Origin of the sequence: Mesorhizobium sp. BR1-1-15 (assembly GCF_020165475.1) — a bacterium.
Lineage (GTDB): Bacteria > Pseudomonadota > Alphaproteobacteria > Rhizobiales > Rhizobiaceae > Mesorhizobium.
The window spans coordinates 40,798-54,276 of the sequence record NZ_JAIUIF010000010.1; the positions used below are offsets into that span (position 1 = coordinate 40,798).

General features: G+C 64.2%; 17 protein-coding genes. 9 read left to right on the top strand and 8 right to left on the bottom strand.

All coding sequences use genetic code 11. The annotated features are described in order from the left end of the window. Positions 1 to 999, bottom strand: a complete 999-nt coding sequence (locus LB541_RS18105; RefSeq protein ID WP_224619220.1) for a DUF2125 domain-containing protein — start codon at positions 997 to 999, stop codon at positions 1 to 3. Between the two features lie 137 nt (positions 1,000 to 1,136). On the opposite strand from LB541_RS18105, the gene LB541_RS18110 reads away from it, so the two are divergent. From LB541_RS18110 to LB541_RS18120, 3 genes are all read left to right on the top strand, one after another. Then, positions 1,137 to 1,658, top strand: coding sequence for a gamma-glutamylcyclotransferase (locus LB541_RS18110; RefSeq protein ID WP_140500781.1), 522 nt, complete (start codon positions 1,137 to 1,139; stop codon positions 1,656 to 1,658). Between the two features lie 119 nt (positions 1,659 to 1,777). Beyond that, on the top strand, positions 1,778 to 2,725 hold the full coding sequence (locus tag LB541_RS18115; RefSeq protein ID WP_224619221.1) for an aldo/keto reductase: 948 nt from the start codon (positions 1,778 to 1,780) through the stop codon (positions 2,723 to 2,725). 86 nt (positions 2,726 to 2,811) lie between these two features. Continuing rightward, positions 2,812 to 3,438 carry a LysE family translocator gene (locus tag LB541_RS18120; RefSeq protein ID WP_224619224.1) on the top strand — a complete coding sequence of 209 codons (627 nt, stop codon included), beginning with the start codon at positions 2,812 to 2,814 and terminating at the stop codon, positions 3,436 to 3,438. A gap of 41 nt (positions 3,439 to 3,479) precedes the next feature. Here LB541_RS18120 and LB541_RS18125 read toward each other — a convergent pair whose 3' ends face one another. Both LB541_RS18125 and LB541_RS18130 read right to left on the bottom strand, forming a co-directional pair. Next, complete coding sequence (locus tag LB541_RS18125; RefSeq protein ID WP_140633304.1) at positions 3,480 to 4,268, bottom strand: lysophospholipid acyltransferase family protein; 789 nt, start codon at positions 4,266 to 4,268, stop codon at positions 3,480 to 3,482. A 122-nt stretch (positions 4,269 to 4,390) separates the two neighbouring features. After that, on the bottom strand, positions 4,391 to 5,293 hold the full coding sequence (locus tag LB541_RS18130) for a LysR family transcriptional regulator (protein WP_224619226.1): 903 nt from the start codon (positions 5,291 to 5,293) through the stop codon (positions 4,391 to 4,393). 113 nt (positions 5,294 to 5,406) lie between these two features. On the opposite strand from LB541_RS18130, the gene LB541_RS18135 reads away from it, so the two are divergent. Both LB541_RS18135 and LB541_RS18140 read left to right on the top strand, forming a co-directional pair. Further along, positions 5,407 to 5,877, top strand: a complete 471-nt coding sequence (locus LB541_RS18135; RefSeq protein WP_140633298.1) for a DUF1348 family protein — start codon at positions 5,407 to 5,409, stop codon at positions 5,875 to 5,877. A gap of 25 nt (positions 5,878 to 5,902) precedes the next feature. Next, positions 5,903 to 6,535, top strand: coding sequence for a pyridoxamine 5'-phosphate oxidase family protein (locus LB541_RS18140; RefSeq protein ID WP_140658265.1), 633 nt, complete (start codon positions 5,903 to 5,905; stop codon positions 6,533 to 6,535). Positions 6,536 to 6,544: 9 nt separating this feature from the next. Here LB541_RS18140 and LB541_RS18145 read toward each other — a convergent pair whose 3' ends face one another. From LB541_RS18145 to ftsE, 3 genes are all read right to left on the bottom strand, one after another. Beyond that, a complete protein-coding gene (locus LB541_RS18145) occupies positions 6,545 to 7,258 on the bottom strand; it encodes a YdcF family protein (protein WP_224619228.1) in 714 nt (237 codons plus the stop codon). A 99-nt stretch (positions 7,259 to 7,357) separates the two neighbouring features. After that, the gene (locus tag LB541_RS18150; RefSeq protein WP_140664837.1) at positions 7,358 to 8,344 is read right to left on the bottom strand and encodes a cell division protein FtsX; all 987 of its coding nucleotides are present in this window, start codon (positions 8,342 to 8,344) and stop codon (positions 7,358 to 7,360) included. Beyond that, positions 8,337 to 8,996 (bottom strand): cell division ATP-binding protein FtsE, encoded by a 660-nt coding sequence (gene ftsE / locus LB541_RS18155; RefSeq protein ID WP_027023302.1) that lies wholly within the window; start codon positions 8,994 to 8,996, stop codon positions 8,337 to 8,339. The genes LB541_RS18150 and ftsE overlap by 8 nt, the downstream gene beginning before the upstream one ends. Positions 8,997 to 9,297: 301 nt before the next feature. Between ftsE and LB541_RS18160 the strand changes: the two genes are divergently transcribed. From LB541_RS18160 to LB541_RS18170, 3 genes are all read left to right on the top strand, one after another. Further along, positions 9,298 to 9,939 carry a hypothetical protein gene (locus tag LB541_RS18160; protein ID WP_224619230.1) on the top strand — a complete coding sequence of 214 codons (642 nt, stop codon included), beginning with the start codon at positions 9,298 to 9,300 and terminating at the stop codon, positions 9,937 to 9,939. Positions 9,940 to 10,028: 89 nt separating this feature from the next. Further along, a complete protein-coding gene (hpt, locus tag LB541_RS18165; RefSeq protein WP_224619232.1) occupies positions 10,029 to 10,571 on the top strand; it encodes a hypoxanthine phosphoribosyltransferase in 543 nt (180 codons plus the stop codon). Positions 10,572 to 10,680: 109 nt separating this feature from the next. Further along, complete coding sequence (locus tag LB541_RS18170; RefSeq protein WP_181170951.1) at positions 10,681 to 11,052, top strand: response regulator; 372 nt, start codon at positions 10,681 to 10,683, stop codon at positions 11,050 to 11,052. On the opposite strand, the gene LB541_RS18175 is transcribed toward LB541_RS18170, so the two are convergent. Continuing rightward, positions 11,053 to 11,994, bottom strand: coding sequence for a DMT family transporter (locus LB541_RS18175; protein WP_224619235.1), 942 nt, complete (start codon positions 11,992 to 11,994; stop codon positions 11,053 to 11,055). A 222-nt stretch (positions 11,995 to 12,216) separates the two neighbouring features. On the opposite strand from LB541_RS18175, the gene LB541_RS18180 reads away from it, so the two are divergent. After that, on the top strand, positions 12,217 to 13,098 hold the full coding sequence (locus LB541_RS18180) for a LysR family transcriptional regulator (RefSeq protein ID WP_140525428.1): 882 nt from the start codon (positions 12,217 to 12,219) through the stop codon (positions 13,096 to 13,098). Here the strand turns inward: LB541_RS18180 and LB541_RS18185 are convergent. Beyond that, a complete protein-coding gene (locus LB541_RS18185) occupies positions 13,077 to 13,448 on the bottom strand; it encodes a glyoxalase superfamily protein (RefSeq protein WP_224619237.1) in 372 nt (123 codons plus the stop codon). The genes LB541_RS18180 and LB541_RS18185 overlap by 22 nt on opposite strands. Positions 13,449 to 13,479: the final 31 nt, after the last annotated feature.

Here is a 13,479-nt window from a genome sequence, read left to right on the forward strand (position 1 = left end):
TTAGTCGACCGGCTTGATCTTGCCCAGCGGGATAAAGCCGAGCGAGGCCTTGCCCTTGACCACCTTGAGCGGCATCGACGGTTCGTTGCCGAGCAGCGCCAGGGCGGCAAAGCCTTGTTCGATCTGGTTCTTCTGCTCGGGTATGGCGGCGCCGAGAATGGCGGCCACGGCTTTCGGGTCTTTCAGTCTGATCATCAGATCGGCATCGACCAGGCCCTCGGCGTCGACCGACAGCGGCCCGGAAACGGTGACGTGCGCCGTGCCCGACGACAAATCGAGCCTGCGGATCTCGACGGCCTGGCCGCGCAGGCTTTTCAGTTGCGTGCCGATCAGGGCCAGGCCGTTCTTCAGCGTCGCCTCGCCACTGGCGTCGAGCGGCGGCAGGACGCGGCCCCCGATCGCATCGGGATCGATCTCCAGATCGCCGAAGCTGCCGATATAGTCGATATCGCTGCCGTTCGGCTGCAGCTGGCCCGCCGCCTTGCCGGCGCTGAACAGTTGCACCGGATCGGTGTCGTCGGCCGGATCGGTCTGGCCGGACAGGCCCTCGGCCGTGAGCGAAATGCGCCGTGGCAGCGGCCATGAGAGCTTGACGTTGGCCTTAAGATCATCCCAGTCGATCCACAGCGGCACCATGCCCGGAACCGAGGTCCTGAGCGGACCGCGCAGGTCCGCGACCGGCGACAGCGGCTGGATGATCTGGGCGACGGCGTTGAAGGAGCCGGCAGAGGCGGCAAGGTTCTTGGCGTCGTCCTCATAAGCAAGATTGTCGCAGGAGACGGCGAAGCTCAGGGGATAACCGCTGACCTGGAGATTGGCGCAGCCGGCCTCGATGCCACTCTTGTTGAGCGTGGCGATCGCCTTGTCGGCTTCGCTCCGGACCCTGTCGGCGAGATAGAACCAGCCGCCGCTGTAGATGGCGAACAGCGCGATGACAAACGCTGCAAGCCAGAACAGGCGGCGGCGATGCTTCGGCTGGCGTTCGTCAGTGGACGTCATGCTGCGGTTCTCGTTCACGCATGGGGGCTGTGGGCGGGCTGTCGATTCTGGCAACGACAATAGGTAGACAGAGATGGACGGAAAAAACACCGATTCCGGTGTGGTGTTGCCATTCTTACGCAATCAGGCACGGCGATATGGGCGATTTTTGGGTGTTTGGCTATGGTTCGTTGATATGGCGGCCGGGGTTCGCGCATGTCGAGACAAGGCGGGCGCGCCTGCATGGCTATCGTCGCGCGCTGTGCGTCTATTCCTTCGTGCATCGCGGCACGCGGGAACGTCCGGGGCTGGTGCTCGGCCTTGACCGCGGGGGTTCCTGCGTCGGGCTGGCTTTCCGGGTGCCGGGCGAGTTGCGGGACGAGGTCATCGCCTATCTGCGTGAGCGCGAGCTGGTCACCAATGTCTATCTCGAGCGCATGCTCAATGTCCGCCTTGACGGCGGCGGCACGGTCGAGGCCGTGGCCTATATCGTCGACCGCAATCATGAGCAGTATGCCGGTGCGCTCGATGCGGCCCACGCCGCTGATGTGGTGCGCGGCGCTGTCGGCCAGTCCGGCAATAATGAGGATTATGTGTCGAGCACGCTGGACCATCTCCGGGCGCTCGGCATTCGCGATCACTGGCTGGAAGACGTGGCGAGGCGGATCGCGCCTTTGTGAAGCGCTGGCTCTGCGGAAAAGCCCGGTGAGGCCTTTGACCTCGATGCGGCGAGGCCTAGGTTAGGCTCCGACTCTCAACGGGCGATAGCCGCCCAATCCCACCAACACGGAGATCAGCCTTGCAGAAACGCCGTCTCGGTCGCACCGACCTTTCCATCGCGCCGCTGGTTCTGGGCGGCAATGTCTTCGGCTGGACCGCCGACGAGAAGACGTCGTTCGACCTGCTCGACCGCTTCGTCCGCGCCGGCCTGAACGCGGTCGACACAGCGGACGCCTATTCGCGCTGGGTGCCCGGCCACGAGGGCGGCGAATCGGAAACCATCATCGGCAAATGGATGAAGGACCGCGGCAACCGCGATAAGGTCGTGGTGATCACCAAAGTGGGCTCAGACATGGGGCAGGGCCACAAGGACCTGTCCGCCGCTTACATCGAAAAGGCCGTCGATGCATCGCTGAAGCGGCTTCAGACCGAGTTCATCGATCTTTATCTGTCGCACTGGCCGGATCCAACCACGCCCTATGAGGAAACCCTCGGCGCCTATGAAAAGCTCCTCGCCAAGGGCAAGATCCGTTATGCCGGCTGCTCGAATCTCGACGCCGGCCAGTTGCGCGCCGCCCTCGACGTGGCAAGCCTGCGCAGCCTGCCGCGCTATGAAGTGCTGCAGCCGGAATACAATCTCTACGACCGCTCGTCGTTCGATGGCCCGCTGCGCGATCTCTGCATGGCGGAGGACATCGGCGTGATCACCTATTTCAGCCTGGCCAAGGGTTTCTTGAGTGGCAAATACCGCAGCGAGGCCGATCTCGGTCAAAGCCCGCGCGGCGGCGGCGTGAAAGATTACCTAAATGCGCGCGGTATGCGCATCCTCGCGGCACTCGACGCGGTGTCCGCCAGGCATTCGGCCAAACAGGCGGAAGTGGCGCTTGCCTGGGTCATTGCCCGGCCGGGCGTCACCGCGCCTATCGCCAGCGCCACCAAGCCTGAACAGATGGACAGCCTGATCAAGGCGGTGTCGCTGGAGCTGAGCGCCGACGACATGGCCGAGCTCGACAAGGCGAGCGGCTGAGCCGTCAGCAGCGCGCACGATCGTCCAAGACGGTCGCCCCGACCTTGCCATACCGTCATTGACGCTTGGCAAGACAGGAGGCGCGGATGGCAGGCCCGCTTTTTTCGCAGCCGGATATGTGGCGTCAGCTCGTTGCGCTGATGCTTGCCGCTACGGCCGTCATGGGCAGCCCGGGACCGGCGACGATAAGCGTCACCGCCGTCGGCGCGGCGTTCGGCCTGCGCCGTTCCCTGAGCTACGCCTTGGGGGTCATCCTGGGCACGATCACCGTGCTTCTGGTCGTGGCAAGCGGGGTGAGCGCCATGCTTGCCGCGATGCCGCCGCTCGCGCCGCTGCTTGTCGCGGCGTCGGCTGCCTATATCCTCTATCTCGCGTTCAAGATTGCCAGCGCGCCGCCCCTGGCGGCGGATGCCGGCGAGGCCGCGCGACCGACATTCACCGGCGGGTTCCTGCTGGCGTTGGCCAACCCGAAGGCTTATGTGGCCATCGCCGCGGTGTTCGCCGGCGCGTCCGCGGATTCGGGCGCCGGCGCCATCGGCACCGCGCCGAAGCTGACCGCTCTCGCATTCATGATCGTCGCCATCCATGCCGTGTGGCTGCTTGCGGGCGCTGCTTTCGCGCGCTTTCTTCGCAGGCCGGTGGCTTCGCGCATCATCAATCTGGTCTTTGCCGCGACGCTGGTGCTGACGACCGCACTGGCTGTGTTCGCTTGAACGTTGCGCGAGCCGCCATCGGCCGCGCCGAAGGCCGCACTTCAGGCTTTGGCGCCGAGTTCCCGCAGCCGCTTGACCGCCGTCGGCGGCAAGGCGGGCGGATTGGGTGCACGGGACGCGTCGATGAGGAACTGGTCGCAGGCGGTTTCGGTTTCGCCGATCAGCCGCCGCATGAATTCCTCCTTGTCCAGGCCCGGCGGGATCGGCGGCAGGAAGCGCGCCTTGATGGTGCCGGGATAGCGCAGGAACTTGCGGCGCGGCCAATAGAGGCCGGCAACATGGGCGACCGGCACCACGGGAATGCCGAGCTGCGCATAGATTTCGACGATGCCGTATTTGTAGGCGGGTTCGTCGCCGGGCGCGCGGCGGGTGCCTTCGGGATAGATGATGAGCTGCCGCGGGTTGCGCGCGATTTCTTCCTTGGTCGCCGCAACCACCGCCTTCAGCGCCTTGGAGCGGCTGCCGCGGTCGACCGGGATCATGCGCATTTTCAGGATGTACCAGCCGAAGAACGGAATCCAGGTCAGCTCGCGCTTCAGAATGTAGAGTGGATCCTGGAGATAGGGGAAGAAGGCGATCGCGTCCCAGAAGGACTGGTGCTTGGGCGCCAGGATGAAGGAACCTTCGGGCAGATTTTCCACCCCGGTGATGTCGCTCTTGGTCCCGGCGATCTTGTCGTAGAGCCACATCGAGGTGCGCGACCAGAACTTCGGCACGAACCAGGCGCGATGGCGCGGCGACAGGAAATAATAGGGAGTCCAGAGGATCATCTGGACGATCAGATTGACGTAGAAGACGAAGTTGAACGCCAGCGATCGGACTTGGAGCATTGGGGGAGGCCCGGTAAGGAGGTGTGCGTTGGTTACACCAAGCGGGCGCAAAAAGGAAATGGCCGAAGATGCCCCCGAACAGCGCCGAAAGACGTTTCGGCTTCGCCCACGGCCCAGCCGCGCTACATCAGCCGCGCCAGTCTTTCTTTCAGGCGCGGGGCGGCGAAGTCAAGAAATGCGCGCAGCTTGACCGGCAGCAAGCCGTGGCCTGCGTGCACCAGGCTTACCGGCCAGGGTTCCGGTTCGAACTCCCGCAGCAGCACGCGCAGCGCGCGTGACCGCACCGCCGCGTCGACCTGGTAAGACAGCACCCTCGTCAGCCCGACGCCGGCGAGCGCGGCATCGATCGCAGCTTCGGCGGTGTTGACCTGAAGCCGCGAGCGGACCCGAATCGGCATCTCGGCCTTCCCGACGGTGAAGCTCCATGTCGAGAGCGCGCCCGGCCCTTCGAAGGTAATGCAGCTGTGGGACTCGAGGTCCGCAAGCGCCGTCGGGGCGCCGCGTTCGGCCAGATAGCCGGGGCTCGCGCAAACGACACGGCGGATCGTACCGATCCGCATGGCGACAAAACTGGAGTCGGGAAGCCGGCCGATGCGGATGGCGAGGTCGAAATGGTCCTCGACCAACCGGGTTATGCGGTCGGCCAGCGTCAGGCGGATGTCTACGTCGGGATAGGCGGCGAGGAAGCCGGTCACGACCGGCAGCACATGCAGGCGGCCGAAGACGACCGGCGCGGTGATGGCCAGTTCGCCCGTCGGGGCGCTGTATTCGCCGGCCGCCATGCGCTCGGCCTCGCCGACCTCGCCCAGGATGCGGCGGCAGGCGGCAAGATACGCCTGGCCCGCATCGGTCAGCGTCAGCCGGCGTGTCGAGCGGTTCAGAAGGCGGGTCTTGAGATGTCGTTCCAGGTCGGAAACCTTGCGGCTGACCGTCGCCAGCGGAATGCGAAAACGGCGCGCGGCTGCAGACAGGCTGCCGGCCTCCGCCGCGGCGACAAAGAGCGACATGGCTTCGAGCCGGTCCATCGATTCTTCCGGAAATTGGAAGGATAGATTACAAATATGGCATCTACATCTGTCTGATGGAAGCCTCCATATTGGGTGTGACGCAGACGACCCGGGTCAAGAAAGGAATTGTCATGTCGCAAGAGCGTCCGCCGCTGCCGCCATTCACCGCGGAAACCGCCGCGCAGAAGGCGCGCATGGCCGAGGATGCCTGGAACTCGCGCGATCCAACCCGTGTCGCGCTTGCCTATACGGTAGACAGCCGCTGGCGCAATCGCGCCGAGTTCCTGCAAGGCCGCGATGCCATCCAGGCTTTCCTGACGCGCAAATGGAGCCGGGAACTCGACTACCGGCTGATCAAGGAGGTCTGGGCTTTCCATGGCAACCGTATCGCGGTGCGTTTCGCCTATGAGTGGCATGACGACAGCGGCTCGTGGTTCCGCAGCTATGGCAATGAGAACTGGGAATTCGACGAATATGGGCTGATGCGGCTGCGCATCGCCAGCATCAACGACCTGCCGATCGGCGCTGCCGACCGTAAATATCACTGGCCGCTCGGCCGACGGCCGGACGACCATCCGTCGCTGTCTGAACTCGGGCTTTAACCTCTCCGGGTAAGAAAGGCTACCGATGGACGCGCATGCTTTTACCAGCGACGTCGCTTTCACGCCGACCGTCAAGGCGATCCAGGCCCGCAAGGGCTCTCGCCAGGCCTATTCCCGGGTCGAGGAGCGCGGTGGCTGGCAGTCGGTGATTACATCGGACCTTGCGGCCTTCATCGAGATGCAGACCAGCGTCTTCCTGTCGACGGCCAACGGTGTTGGCCAGCCCTATATCCAGCATCGCGGCGGGCCGGCCGGCTTCCTCAAGGTGCTCGATGAAAAGACGATCGGCTTCGCCGATTTCGCCGGCAATAGACAGTTCATCACCCAGGGCAATCTCGCCGACAATCCGCAGGCCTTCCTGTTCCTCATCGACTATGCCCATCGCCGGCGTGTCAAGATCTGGGGCACGGCGCGTGTGGTGGAAGGCGACGCCGAGCTGATGGCGAGGCTGATGCCGCGGGATTATGCGGCACGGCCCGAACAGGTCATTCTGTTCACCGTGGCGACCTGGGATGCGAATTGTCCGCAGCACATTCCGCAGCGCTTCGAGGCCGCTGACGTGGCGGCGGCGCTGGCCGAACGCGACAGGCGGATCGAACGGCTCGAACAGGAAGTCGCTCGCCTGCGGCAGGCGCCGGGATCCGTCGTCACCAAATGACGAGCAGGTTCAGCTGCCGGCGGCGATCTCGGCCAACGCGATGCCGTCCGGCGTCGGCTTCACCGGAACGATGCCGCGCGCCAATGCCAGCAGATATTTATTGTATTCGGTGAACAGCACGCGCAATGCCCGCGGCTTGGTCAGCCAGCCGCCATTGTCGAGATTGCTGTTGACCACCGGATAGGGTTCGAGCTTGGCCTTGTGCAGCAGCCGGCCCATTTCCAGCAGGCTGCGCGGCATGTGGTAATTGTTGGTGACGAGGATCACCGTGCCATAGGCATGGCTCTCGACCCATTTGGCGCTTTCCTCGGCATTGCCGATCGTGTCGAGCGCGGCGCGGTCGATGTCGACGCAGCAGGAAAACAGCCTGATGTCACCGCCGGTCGCGGCCTGAAGCTGACGTCGGCTGGCGGAGGGATGCACACCGCTGATCAAAAGCCGCGCGCCCTTGCCGGACGCCAGCAGCTCCATCGCCGCATCGAGGCGCGATTGGCCGCCGGTCAACACGATGATCGCGTCGGCCTTGGCCGGGTTGGCAGGGGTGGTCAGATGACTGACGGTGTTGGCGAACCAGCCGAAGCCGCCGGCAAACAGTGCGACTAGGGCAAGCAACGCGAAAGAAGAAAGGCGCAGCACGGCCGAAACCCGGCCGCGTCCATGCGGACGAGCCGGCAACGCCGGCATCGGTCCAACGGTACTAGTCGAGTCCCGCACCTCCATCATGGCATGGTTAATCCCGAAATGCGGCCTTTGGTAGGTAAAAATCGCAATTTGCGTTACGGCGGTTCTTCATGCGTGATCGATCCTGGTCATTCGACGTCGTCACGCTTCAGGCTGGCGCACGTCGATGTCGCTGAGATAGGCGACGACGGTGGCGTGCGAGGTTGCAGCCGTCAGCCCGCCGATGACCAGCACCATCAGCACGACACCGAGATAACCGGCCGAGCCGATGGCGAAGTTGCCGAATAGCGCAGTCGCCTGGTCGGCTTGCGGGGTCGCCATGTTGCGCGAGGACCACCAGGAAAAGACGATGAAGACGGCGACCGCGGCGGCTCCGCCGGCGGCCGCGCCCTTCATCCCGGTGATCAGGAAATGGCGACGGAACTCGCGGGCGATGAAACGCGCTTCGGCGCCGACGAAATGCAGCACCTCGATGATGTGGCCGTTGCCGGCCATGGCGCCGCGCGTGGCGAACACCACGGTCAGCACCGTCGCCGAGAGCATCAGCGCCAGCACCGCGATACCGATGGTCACCGTGGTGCGGGCCATGGCCACCAGCCGGTCCACCCAGGTGCGGTGATCGTCAAGCGATGCGCTCGGCAGCTTCGGCGTGATCGCGGCGCGCATGGCGGCGAAATCGGGCGGGTTGCTCTCGTCGATGGTGACGATGATCAGCCGCGGCACCGGCAGTTCGTCGATGTTGAGGCCCGAACCCAGCCACGGCTCCAGCAATCTGGCGGTGGCGTCGCGGTCGATGATCCTGGTCGCCTTCACGCCGGGGAATTCGCCGGCGATCTGCGAGGCCTGGGCAAGGGCTGCCTCCATGTCGAGGCCGTCGACCGGCTTGATCTGGATCGTCGCCTCTCGCGAGATCTGGTTTTCCCAGACCGAGGCGGTGTCGCGCACCAGGGTAACCGCGCCGAAGGTCAGGCAGGACAGGAAGGTCATGATGGCGATGACCAGCACCAGGGCGCGGCCGGCGATGTTCTGCGCCGGCACGATGGGCGCCATCTTGCGCTGGACGCGCGGTCTTGGCGCGGCCGCTTCGTCGGCCTGTGCGTCGAGGTGTTCGGCGGAAAGCTCAGTCATAGATATCAAGCCTCCCGCCGGCCAGGATCATGCGGCGCGCATCGACCTGCTCCATCAGGCCGAGATCGTGGGTCGCGATCACCACGGCGGTGCCCAGGCGGTTGAGTTCGATGAAGAGCCTGAGCAGGCGTCGCGCCAGCGGCGGATCGACATTGCCGGTCGGCTCGTCGGCCAGCAGGATCTCCGGCTGCTCGATCAGGGCGCGGGCGATCGCGGCTCGCTGCTTCTCGCCGCCCGACAGGACTGGCGGCAGCACATGCATGCGTTCGCCGAGCCCGACCCATTTCAACAGCTCGGTGACGTCGGTGCGGTAGCTCGCTTCCTCGCGCCCGCGCACGCGCAAGGGCAACGCGACATTCTCATACGTGGTCATGTGGTCGAGCAGGCGGAAATCCTGGAACACCACGCCGATGCGGCGCCTGAGATGCGGCAGTTCGGCGCGCGAGATGCGCGAGCGGTCCTTGCCGAAGATGGTGATCAGCCCACGCGTCGGCTTCAGCGACATGAACAGAAGGCGCAGCAACGTCGTCTTGCCGGCGCCCGAAGGCCCGCTCAGGAACTGGAACGAGCGCTCCGGTATGTGCAGGGAGATGTCGCGGAGGATTTCCGGACCCATGCCATAGCGGAGGCCGACATTTTCGAAGCGAATCACTTTCGGCGACCTGAAATTCCTAGAGCGTGATGCCGAAAAGTGTGAGGCGATTTTCGGGCGACATCATGCTCTATCACTCTAATTCGGAGGCGGATTCAGATTTCAGGTCGATTTGACCTGAAATCGGAATCCGTCGGCGGCAAGCCGGCCTGTTCTGGGAAAAGACCATCGGCCGGCATGGTTAACCGGCGGTTAATTAGCGGGTTGTTTCGGCTCGTCACAAGGGCTCCGGTGGAGAAGCGTTAACCATTTGCCTTTACGCAAAAGAAACGAAAAGCGAACGTGCTGCAATGCTGGGGCCATGATGGCTGAGGATCGAACCGCGCGCCCGGTTTCCGGCGAAATCATGACCGATCCGCCGGCAAATGCCGCGCCGGAGCGTATCCTGCGCGCTGGCGCGGCGAATATCGTCGATGCCGACTATGTGGTGGTGCCGCGGGCCGCGCCCCATGCCGAAGCCATTTCACCGCGGCGCGTGATGTCCATGCCATCCCTCGAAGGCATGGACATGCTGCGCAAGCCCGAGCCGCCGCCGGTGCGGCCGCCGGCGCCGCGCGGCGGTCCGATCTTCTGGATCGCCGGTGTCGGCGCCGCCTTTGCCGCCTTCTGGGTCTCCGGCGGGCATGCACTGGTGCGCCAGGCGCCGCCCGCCGCGGGCGGACCGGCCTCGGCGTTGAGCATTTCAGGGGTGACGTCACGCGTGGACGCGTCTGGGGCGAACCCCGTGCTGTTCGTCGACGGCGAGGCCGCCAATGACGGTGCAAGTCCGGCGACGCTGCCGCCGCTCGAGATCCGCGTCACCGGCAATGATGGGCGCACAACGCGCTATACTTTGGGGACATCCAGCCGCTCATTGGCGCCAAATGAAAGATTCGGCTTTGCCAGCCGGCTTGACGTGCCTAGAAACGGCGTAAGGACGGTGTCGGTCACCTTCGCGGAATAGCATGTGCGACAGGTGAGGCCGGCCCGCAAACGGCTGATGTCAGCGCTTCCTGTGCGCGAAGGCCTTTGAAAATCTTGAAGGGACGAAGAATGCCAGTTGTGCGCGGCAAGGACATCGAGGTCCTGTTTTCGGCGTCGGCCATCGCCCGGCGCAATCTCGAACTCGCCAAGGAGATCGCCGGGCACGACTATCACGATCTTCTGGTGATCTCGGTGCTGAAGGGCTCGTTCATCTTCGCCGCAGACCTTATCCGCGCCATGCATGATGTCGGCCTGTCGCCAGAGGTCGAGTTCATCTTCATCTCCAGCTACGGCGCCGGCACCACAAGCGGCGAGGTGAGGGTGCTGCGCGACATCGACAACGAGGTCGCCGGCCGCGACGTGCTTCTGATCGACGACATTCTGGAGTCGGGCAAAACGCTGAGCTTCACCCGCGACCTGATGCTGTCACGCGGCGCCAGAAGCTGCGCCATCGCGGTGCTGCTCGACAAGCGCATGCGTCGCCAGACCACCCTCAATGCCGATTATGTCGGATTCGACTGCCCCGACTATTTCGTCGTCGGCTACGGCATGGATGTCGCGCACGCCTTTCGCGAACTGCCGTTCGTCGGCGTCGTCAAAGGCGATGAGTGAGGCAGCGGCAAATACTGAAAAAGGCCTTAACGGCTTCAAGAAAATAACCCATGCCGGAGCGCCGGGCCCTTCAGAAAAAGTCAACGTTTGCTCGCCAAACATGCCGGCCATGGCAAAGCTTCTGATCGTTGAGGACGATGAGTCCGTCCGCACCCTCGCAGCCCGGGCGCTCGAACGCGCCGGGCACGCAATCGACATCGCCGCCGACGGCGCGCAAGGACTGGCGCTGATACGCGCCGCGAAGGGCGGCTACGATCTCGTCGTCTCCGACATCCGCATGCCCGAGATGGACGGCATCGAGATGGCGATTGCAGCCTCGGCATTTTTCCCGTCGATGAAGATACTGCTGATGACCGGCTATGCCGATCAGCGCGAGCGCGCCGAGGAGTTGAACGGCATCATCCTCGACGTCGTGCAGAAGCCGTTCACGCTGGCCGAAATCCGTTCACGCGTCGAACGGGCGCTGAGCATTTTCGCCTGATCAGGCGGGATCGGCAGCGACGAGTACGGGGAGCTTGCGCCGTCCGGTGTTGAGCGCAAGCAGGCCGGCGCCGATGATAAGGGCGGCGCCGATCACGGTCGTCGACCGCGGCACTTCGGCGAAGAACAGAAAACCCCATAGCGGCGACCACAGGATGCCTGTGTATTCCAAGGTGGCGACGCGGTTGGCCGGCGCCATCCGGTAGGCCTGCGACAGCAAGATCATGCCGGCGGAGGCGACGAAGCCGCAGGCAGCCATCTTGATGAAATCCGGCAGCGTCGGCCACAGCCAGGGCCGCACCAGGAATTCCAGGCTGGGATGGGCAGCATGATTGATGCCGGCAAGCCAGAACAGGCTTGCGACCAATGCGGCGCCGGCGAGATAGGCACCGTTCTGGTAGAAGGCCATCACAGTCGAGGATTCGGTGTCGCCGATCTTACGCGCCATCAGTTGCGAGAAGCCGTAGAGCACCGCGGAGCCCAGCGACAGCAGCGCCGCCAAGTCGAACAGTCCCGCACCCGGGCGCAGCATCACGACGACGCCAAGCAGCCCGATCAACACGGTCGCCAGCGTCTGCCAGGAGACCCGTTCGCCAAGATAGGGCCCGGCCAGCACCATGATGCAGAGCGGGGCCATGAAATAGAGCGCCACGGCATCGGCCAGGGGCAAGGCGGCGATGGCGAGGTAGTACATGGTGTAGGAGGTGAACTGAATGAAGGCGCGCATGGTCAGCATGCCGAACCGCCGCGACAGGATCGCACGCAGCCCGACATCGGCATGGACGAGCACGATCAGGATCGGCAGGGCGACGACCGCGCGGATGGCCATCACCTCGGTCACGGGGTAGCCGCCCGACACCGCCTTGACCAGCGGGTCCTGCAACGAGAAGACCAACACGCCCAGGCACAGGCTCAGCATGCCGAGCACCATCCGATTGCGCATAAGGATCCCAAGCTCCCGTACCAGGACGCAAGCAAGCTTGCAGCAAGCTAAAAAGAACCCGCCACCGTTTCGGGCAGCGGGCATGAGTGAGGACTGTTGATTGGTCCGTGGCCGAATCCTCAGCCACATATCCAATGGGTGAACCAACTATCATCCCGTGTTTGACATGTTGCAAACGAATTGGAATGATACCAGCAATCAAAATTCCTTATGGCGGACAGGATGCGGCCCACCCTCGACAGCGATCTCCTGCGCACCTTCGTGGCCATTGTCGAAGCAGGCAATTTCACCAAGGCGGCCGAGCAGGCCGGTCGCACCCAGTCAGCCGTTTCGATGCAGATGAAGAAGCTCGAAAGCGTCATCGGCGACAGCCTGTTCGAGCGCGGGTCGCGCGGCGTGGCGCTGACGCGGCGCGGCGGCGAGCTGATCGTCAATGCCCGCCGCATCGTCTCTTTGCTCGACGAGACGGCAGCGTCGATGGCGGCGGCGCCGCTCGGCGGGCCGGTGCGGATCGGCATTCCGGAGGAATATGGCCATGCCATCCTGTCGCGCGCGCTCGGCGCATTCTCAAAGCGTCACACCAAGGTCGAGGTCACCGTGCGCTATGCCCATTCGGGGGCGCAGATAGCGGCGCTTGCCGCCGGCGAGCTCGATCTTTGCGTGGTGTTCGAATGGCAGGATCCTTCAGGCGGCGAAGTGCTGATGCATGATCCGACGGTGTGGGTGACATCGATCCTGCATAACATGCATGAGGAGCGTCCGGTGCCGATCGCGCTCTACAACCGGGCCGGCTGGTGCAAGGATTTCGCCATCAAATCGCTCGAGCAGCGCGGGCTCGGCTATCGTGTCGCCTACACCAGCGACACGACCGGCGGCCTGAAGCTTGCCGTCACCTCGGGACTGGCGATCGCACCGATTTCGCGCAGCAACATTCCGGACGGCTGCCGCGAGTTGACGTCCGCCGACGGTTTCGGCGACATCGATTCCTCGAATGTGGTGATGCATCGCAACCCGAATGCGTCGGGCGAGGCGATCGACGGCATGCAAGAGGCGATCCGCGAGGCGTTCGTCAACAGGCAGACTCAGCCGGCCGCATCCTCGTAGAAATGCAGCCGGTTGCCGAACGGATCGGCAACCGACACCTCGCGGGTCTTCCACGGCGTCTTTTCCAGGCCCGGCCTGGCGAAACGGTATGCTTTGCCGATCAGCTCGCGATGCAGGGCGGCGATGTCCTCGACCTTGATGCGCATGGCGATGCCGGGCACGCCGTCGCCATGGTGTTCGCTCAGATGCAGGATGCAGCCGTCACGGCCGACCGCCATGTAAAGCGGCGCGTTGTCGTCAAAGCGGTGCTCCCACAGCACCTGGAAGCCGAGGAAGCCGACGTAAAACTCGTGGGCCTTGGCAATGTCGAAGATGCGCAGGATGGGCGTCACTGTGCCGAGTTCGGGCATGATGTTGCAGCCGCTCCCAGCGGATGCCGCG

Excerpts from the sequence above, each read along its gene's own strand:
- LB541_RS18120 (WP_224619224.1), top strand. The coding sequence starts at position 2,812 with ATGGCAGGCCCGCTTTTTTCGCAGCCGGATATGTGGCGTCAGCTCGTT.
- LB541_RS18185 (WP_224619237.1), bottom strand. The coding sequence starts at position 13,448 with ATGCCCGAACTCGGCACAGTGACGCCCATCCTGCGCATCTTCGACATT.
- LB541_RS18180 (WP_140525428.1), top strand. The coding sequence starts at position 12,217 with ATGCGGCCCACCCTCGACAGCGATCTCCTGCGCACCTTCGTGGCCATT.
- LB541_RS18175 (WP_224619235.1), bottom strand. The coding sequence starts at position 11,994 with ATGCGCAATCGGATGGTGCTCGGCATGCTGAGCCTGTGCCTGGGCGTG.
- hpt (WP_224619232.1), top strand. The coding sequence starts at position 10,029 with ATGCCAGTTGTGCGCGGCAAGGACATCGAGGTCCTGTTTTCGGCGTCG.
- LB541_RS18130 (WP_224619226.1), bottom strand. The coding sequence starts at position 5,293 with ATGGACCGGCTCGAAGCCATGTCGCTCTTTGTCGCCGCGGCGGAGGCC.
- LB541_RS18135 (WP_140633298.1), top strand. The coding sequence starts at position 5,407 with ATGTCGCAAGAGCGTCCGCCGCTGCCGCCATTCACCGCGGAAACCGCC.
- LB541_RS18140 (WP_140658265.1), top strand. The coding sequence starts at position 5,903 with ATGGACGCGCATGCTTTTACCAGCGACGTCGCTTTCACGCCGACCGTC.
- LB541_RS18160 (WP_224619230.1), top strand. The coding sequence starts at position 9,298 with ATGATGGCTGAGGATCGAACCGCGCGCCCGGTTTCCGGCGAAATCATG.
- LB541_RS18150 (WP_140664837.1), bottom strand. The coding sequence starts at position 8,344 with ATGACTGAGCTTTCCGCCGAACACCTCGACGCACAGGCCGACGAAGCG.
- LB541_RS18125 (WP_140633304.1), bottom strand. The coding sequence starts at position 4,268 with ATGCTCCAAGTCCGATCGCTGGCGTTCAACTTCGTCTTCTACGTCAAT.
- LB541_RS18145 (WP_224619228.1), bottom strand. The coding sequence starts at position 7,258 with ATGATGGAGGTGCGGGACTCGACTAGTACCGTTGGACCGATGCCGGCG.
- LB541_RS18170 (WP_181170951.1), top strand. The coding sequence starts at position 10,681 with ATGGCAAAGCTTCTGATCGTTGAGGACGATGAGTCCGTCCGCACCCTC.
- LB541_RS18105 (WP_224619220.1), bottom strand. The coding sequence starts at position 999 with ATGACGTCCACTGACGAACGCCAGCCGAAGCATCGCCGCCGCCTGTTC.
- LB541_RS18110 (WP_140500781.1), top strand. The coding sequence starts at position 1,137 with ATGGGCGATTTTTGGGTGTTTGGCTATGGTTCGTTGATATGGCGGCCG.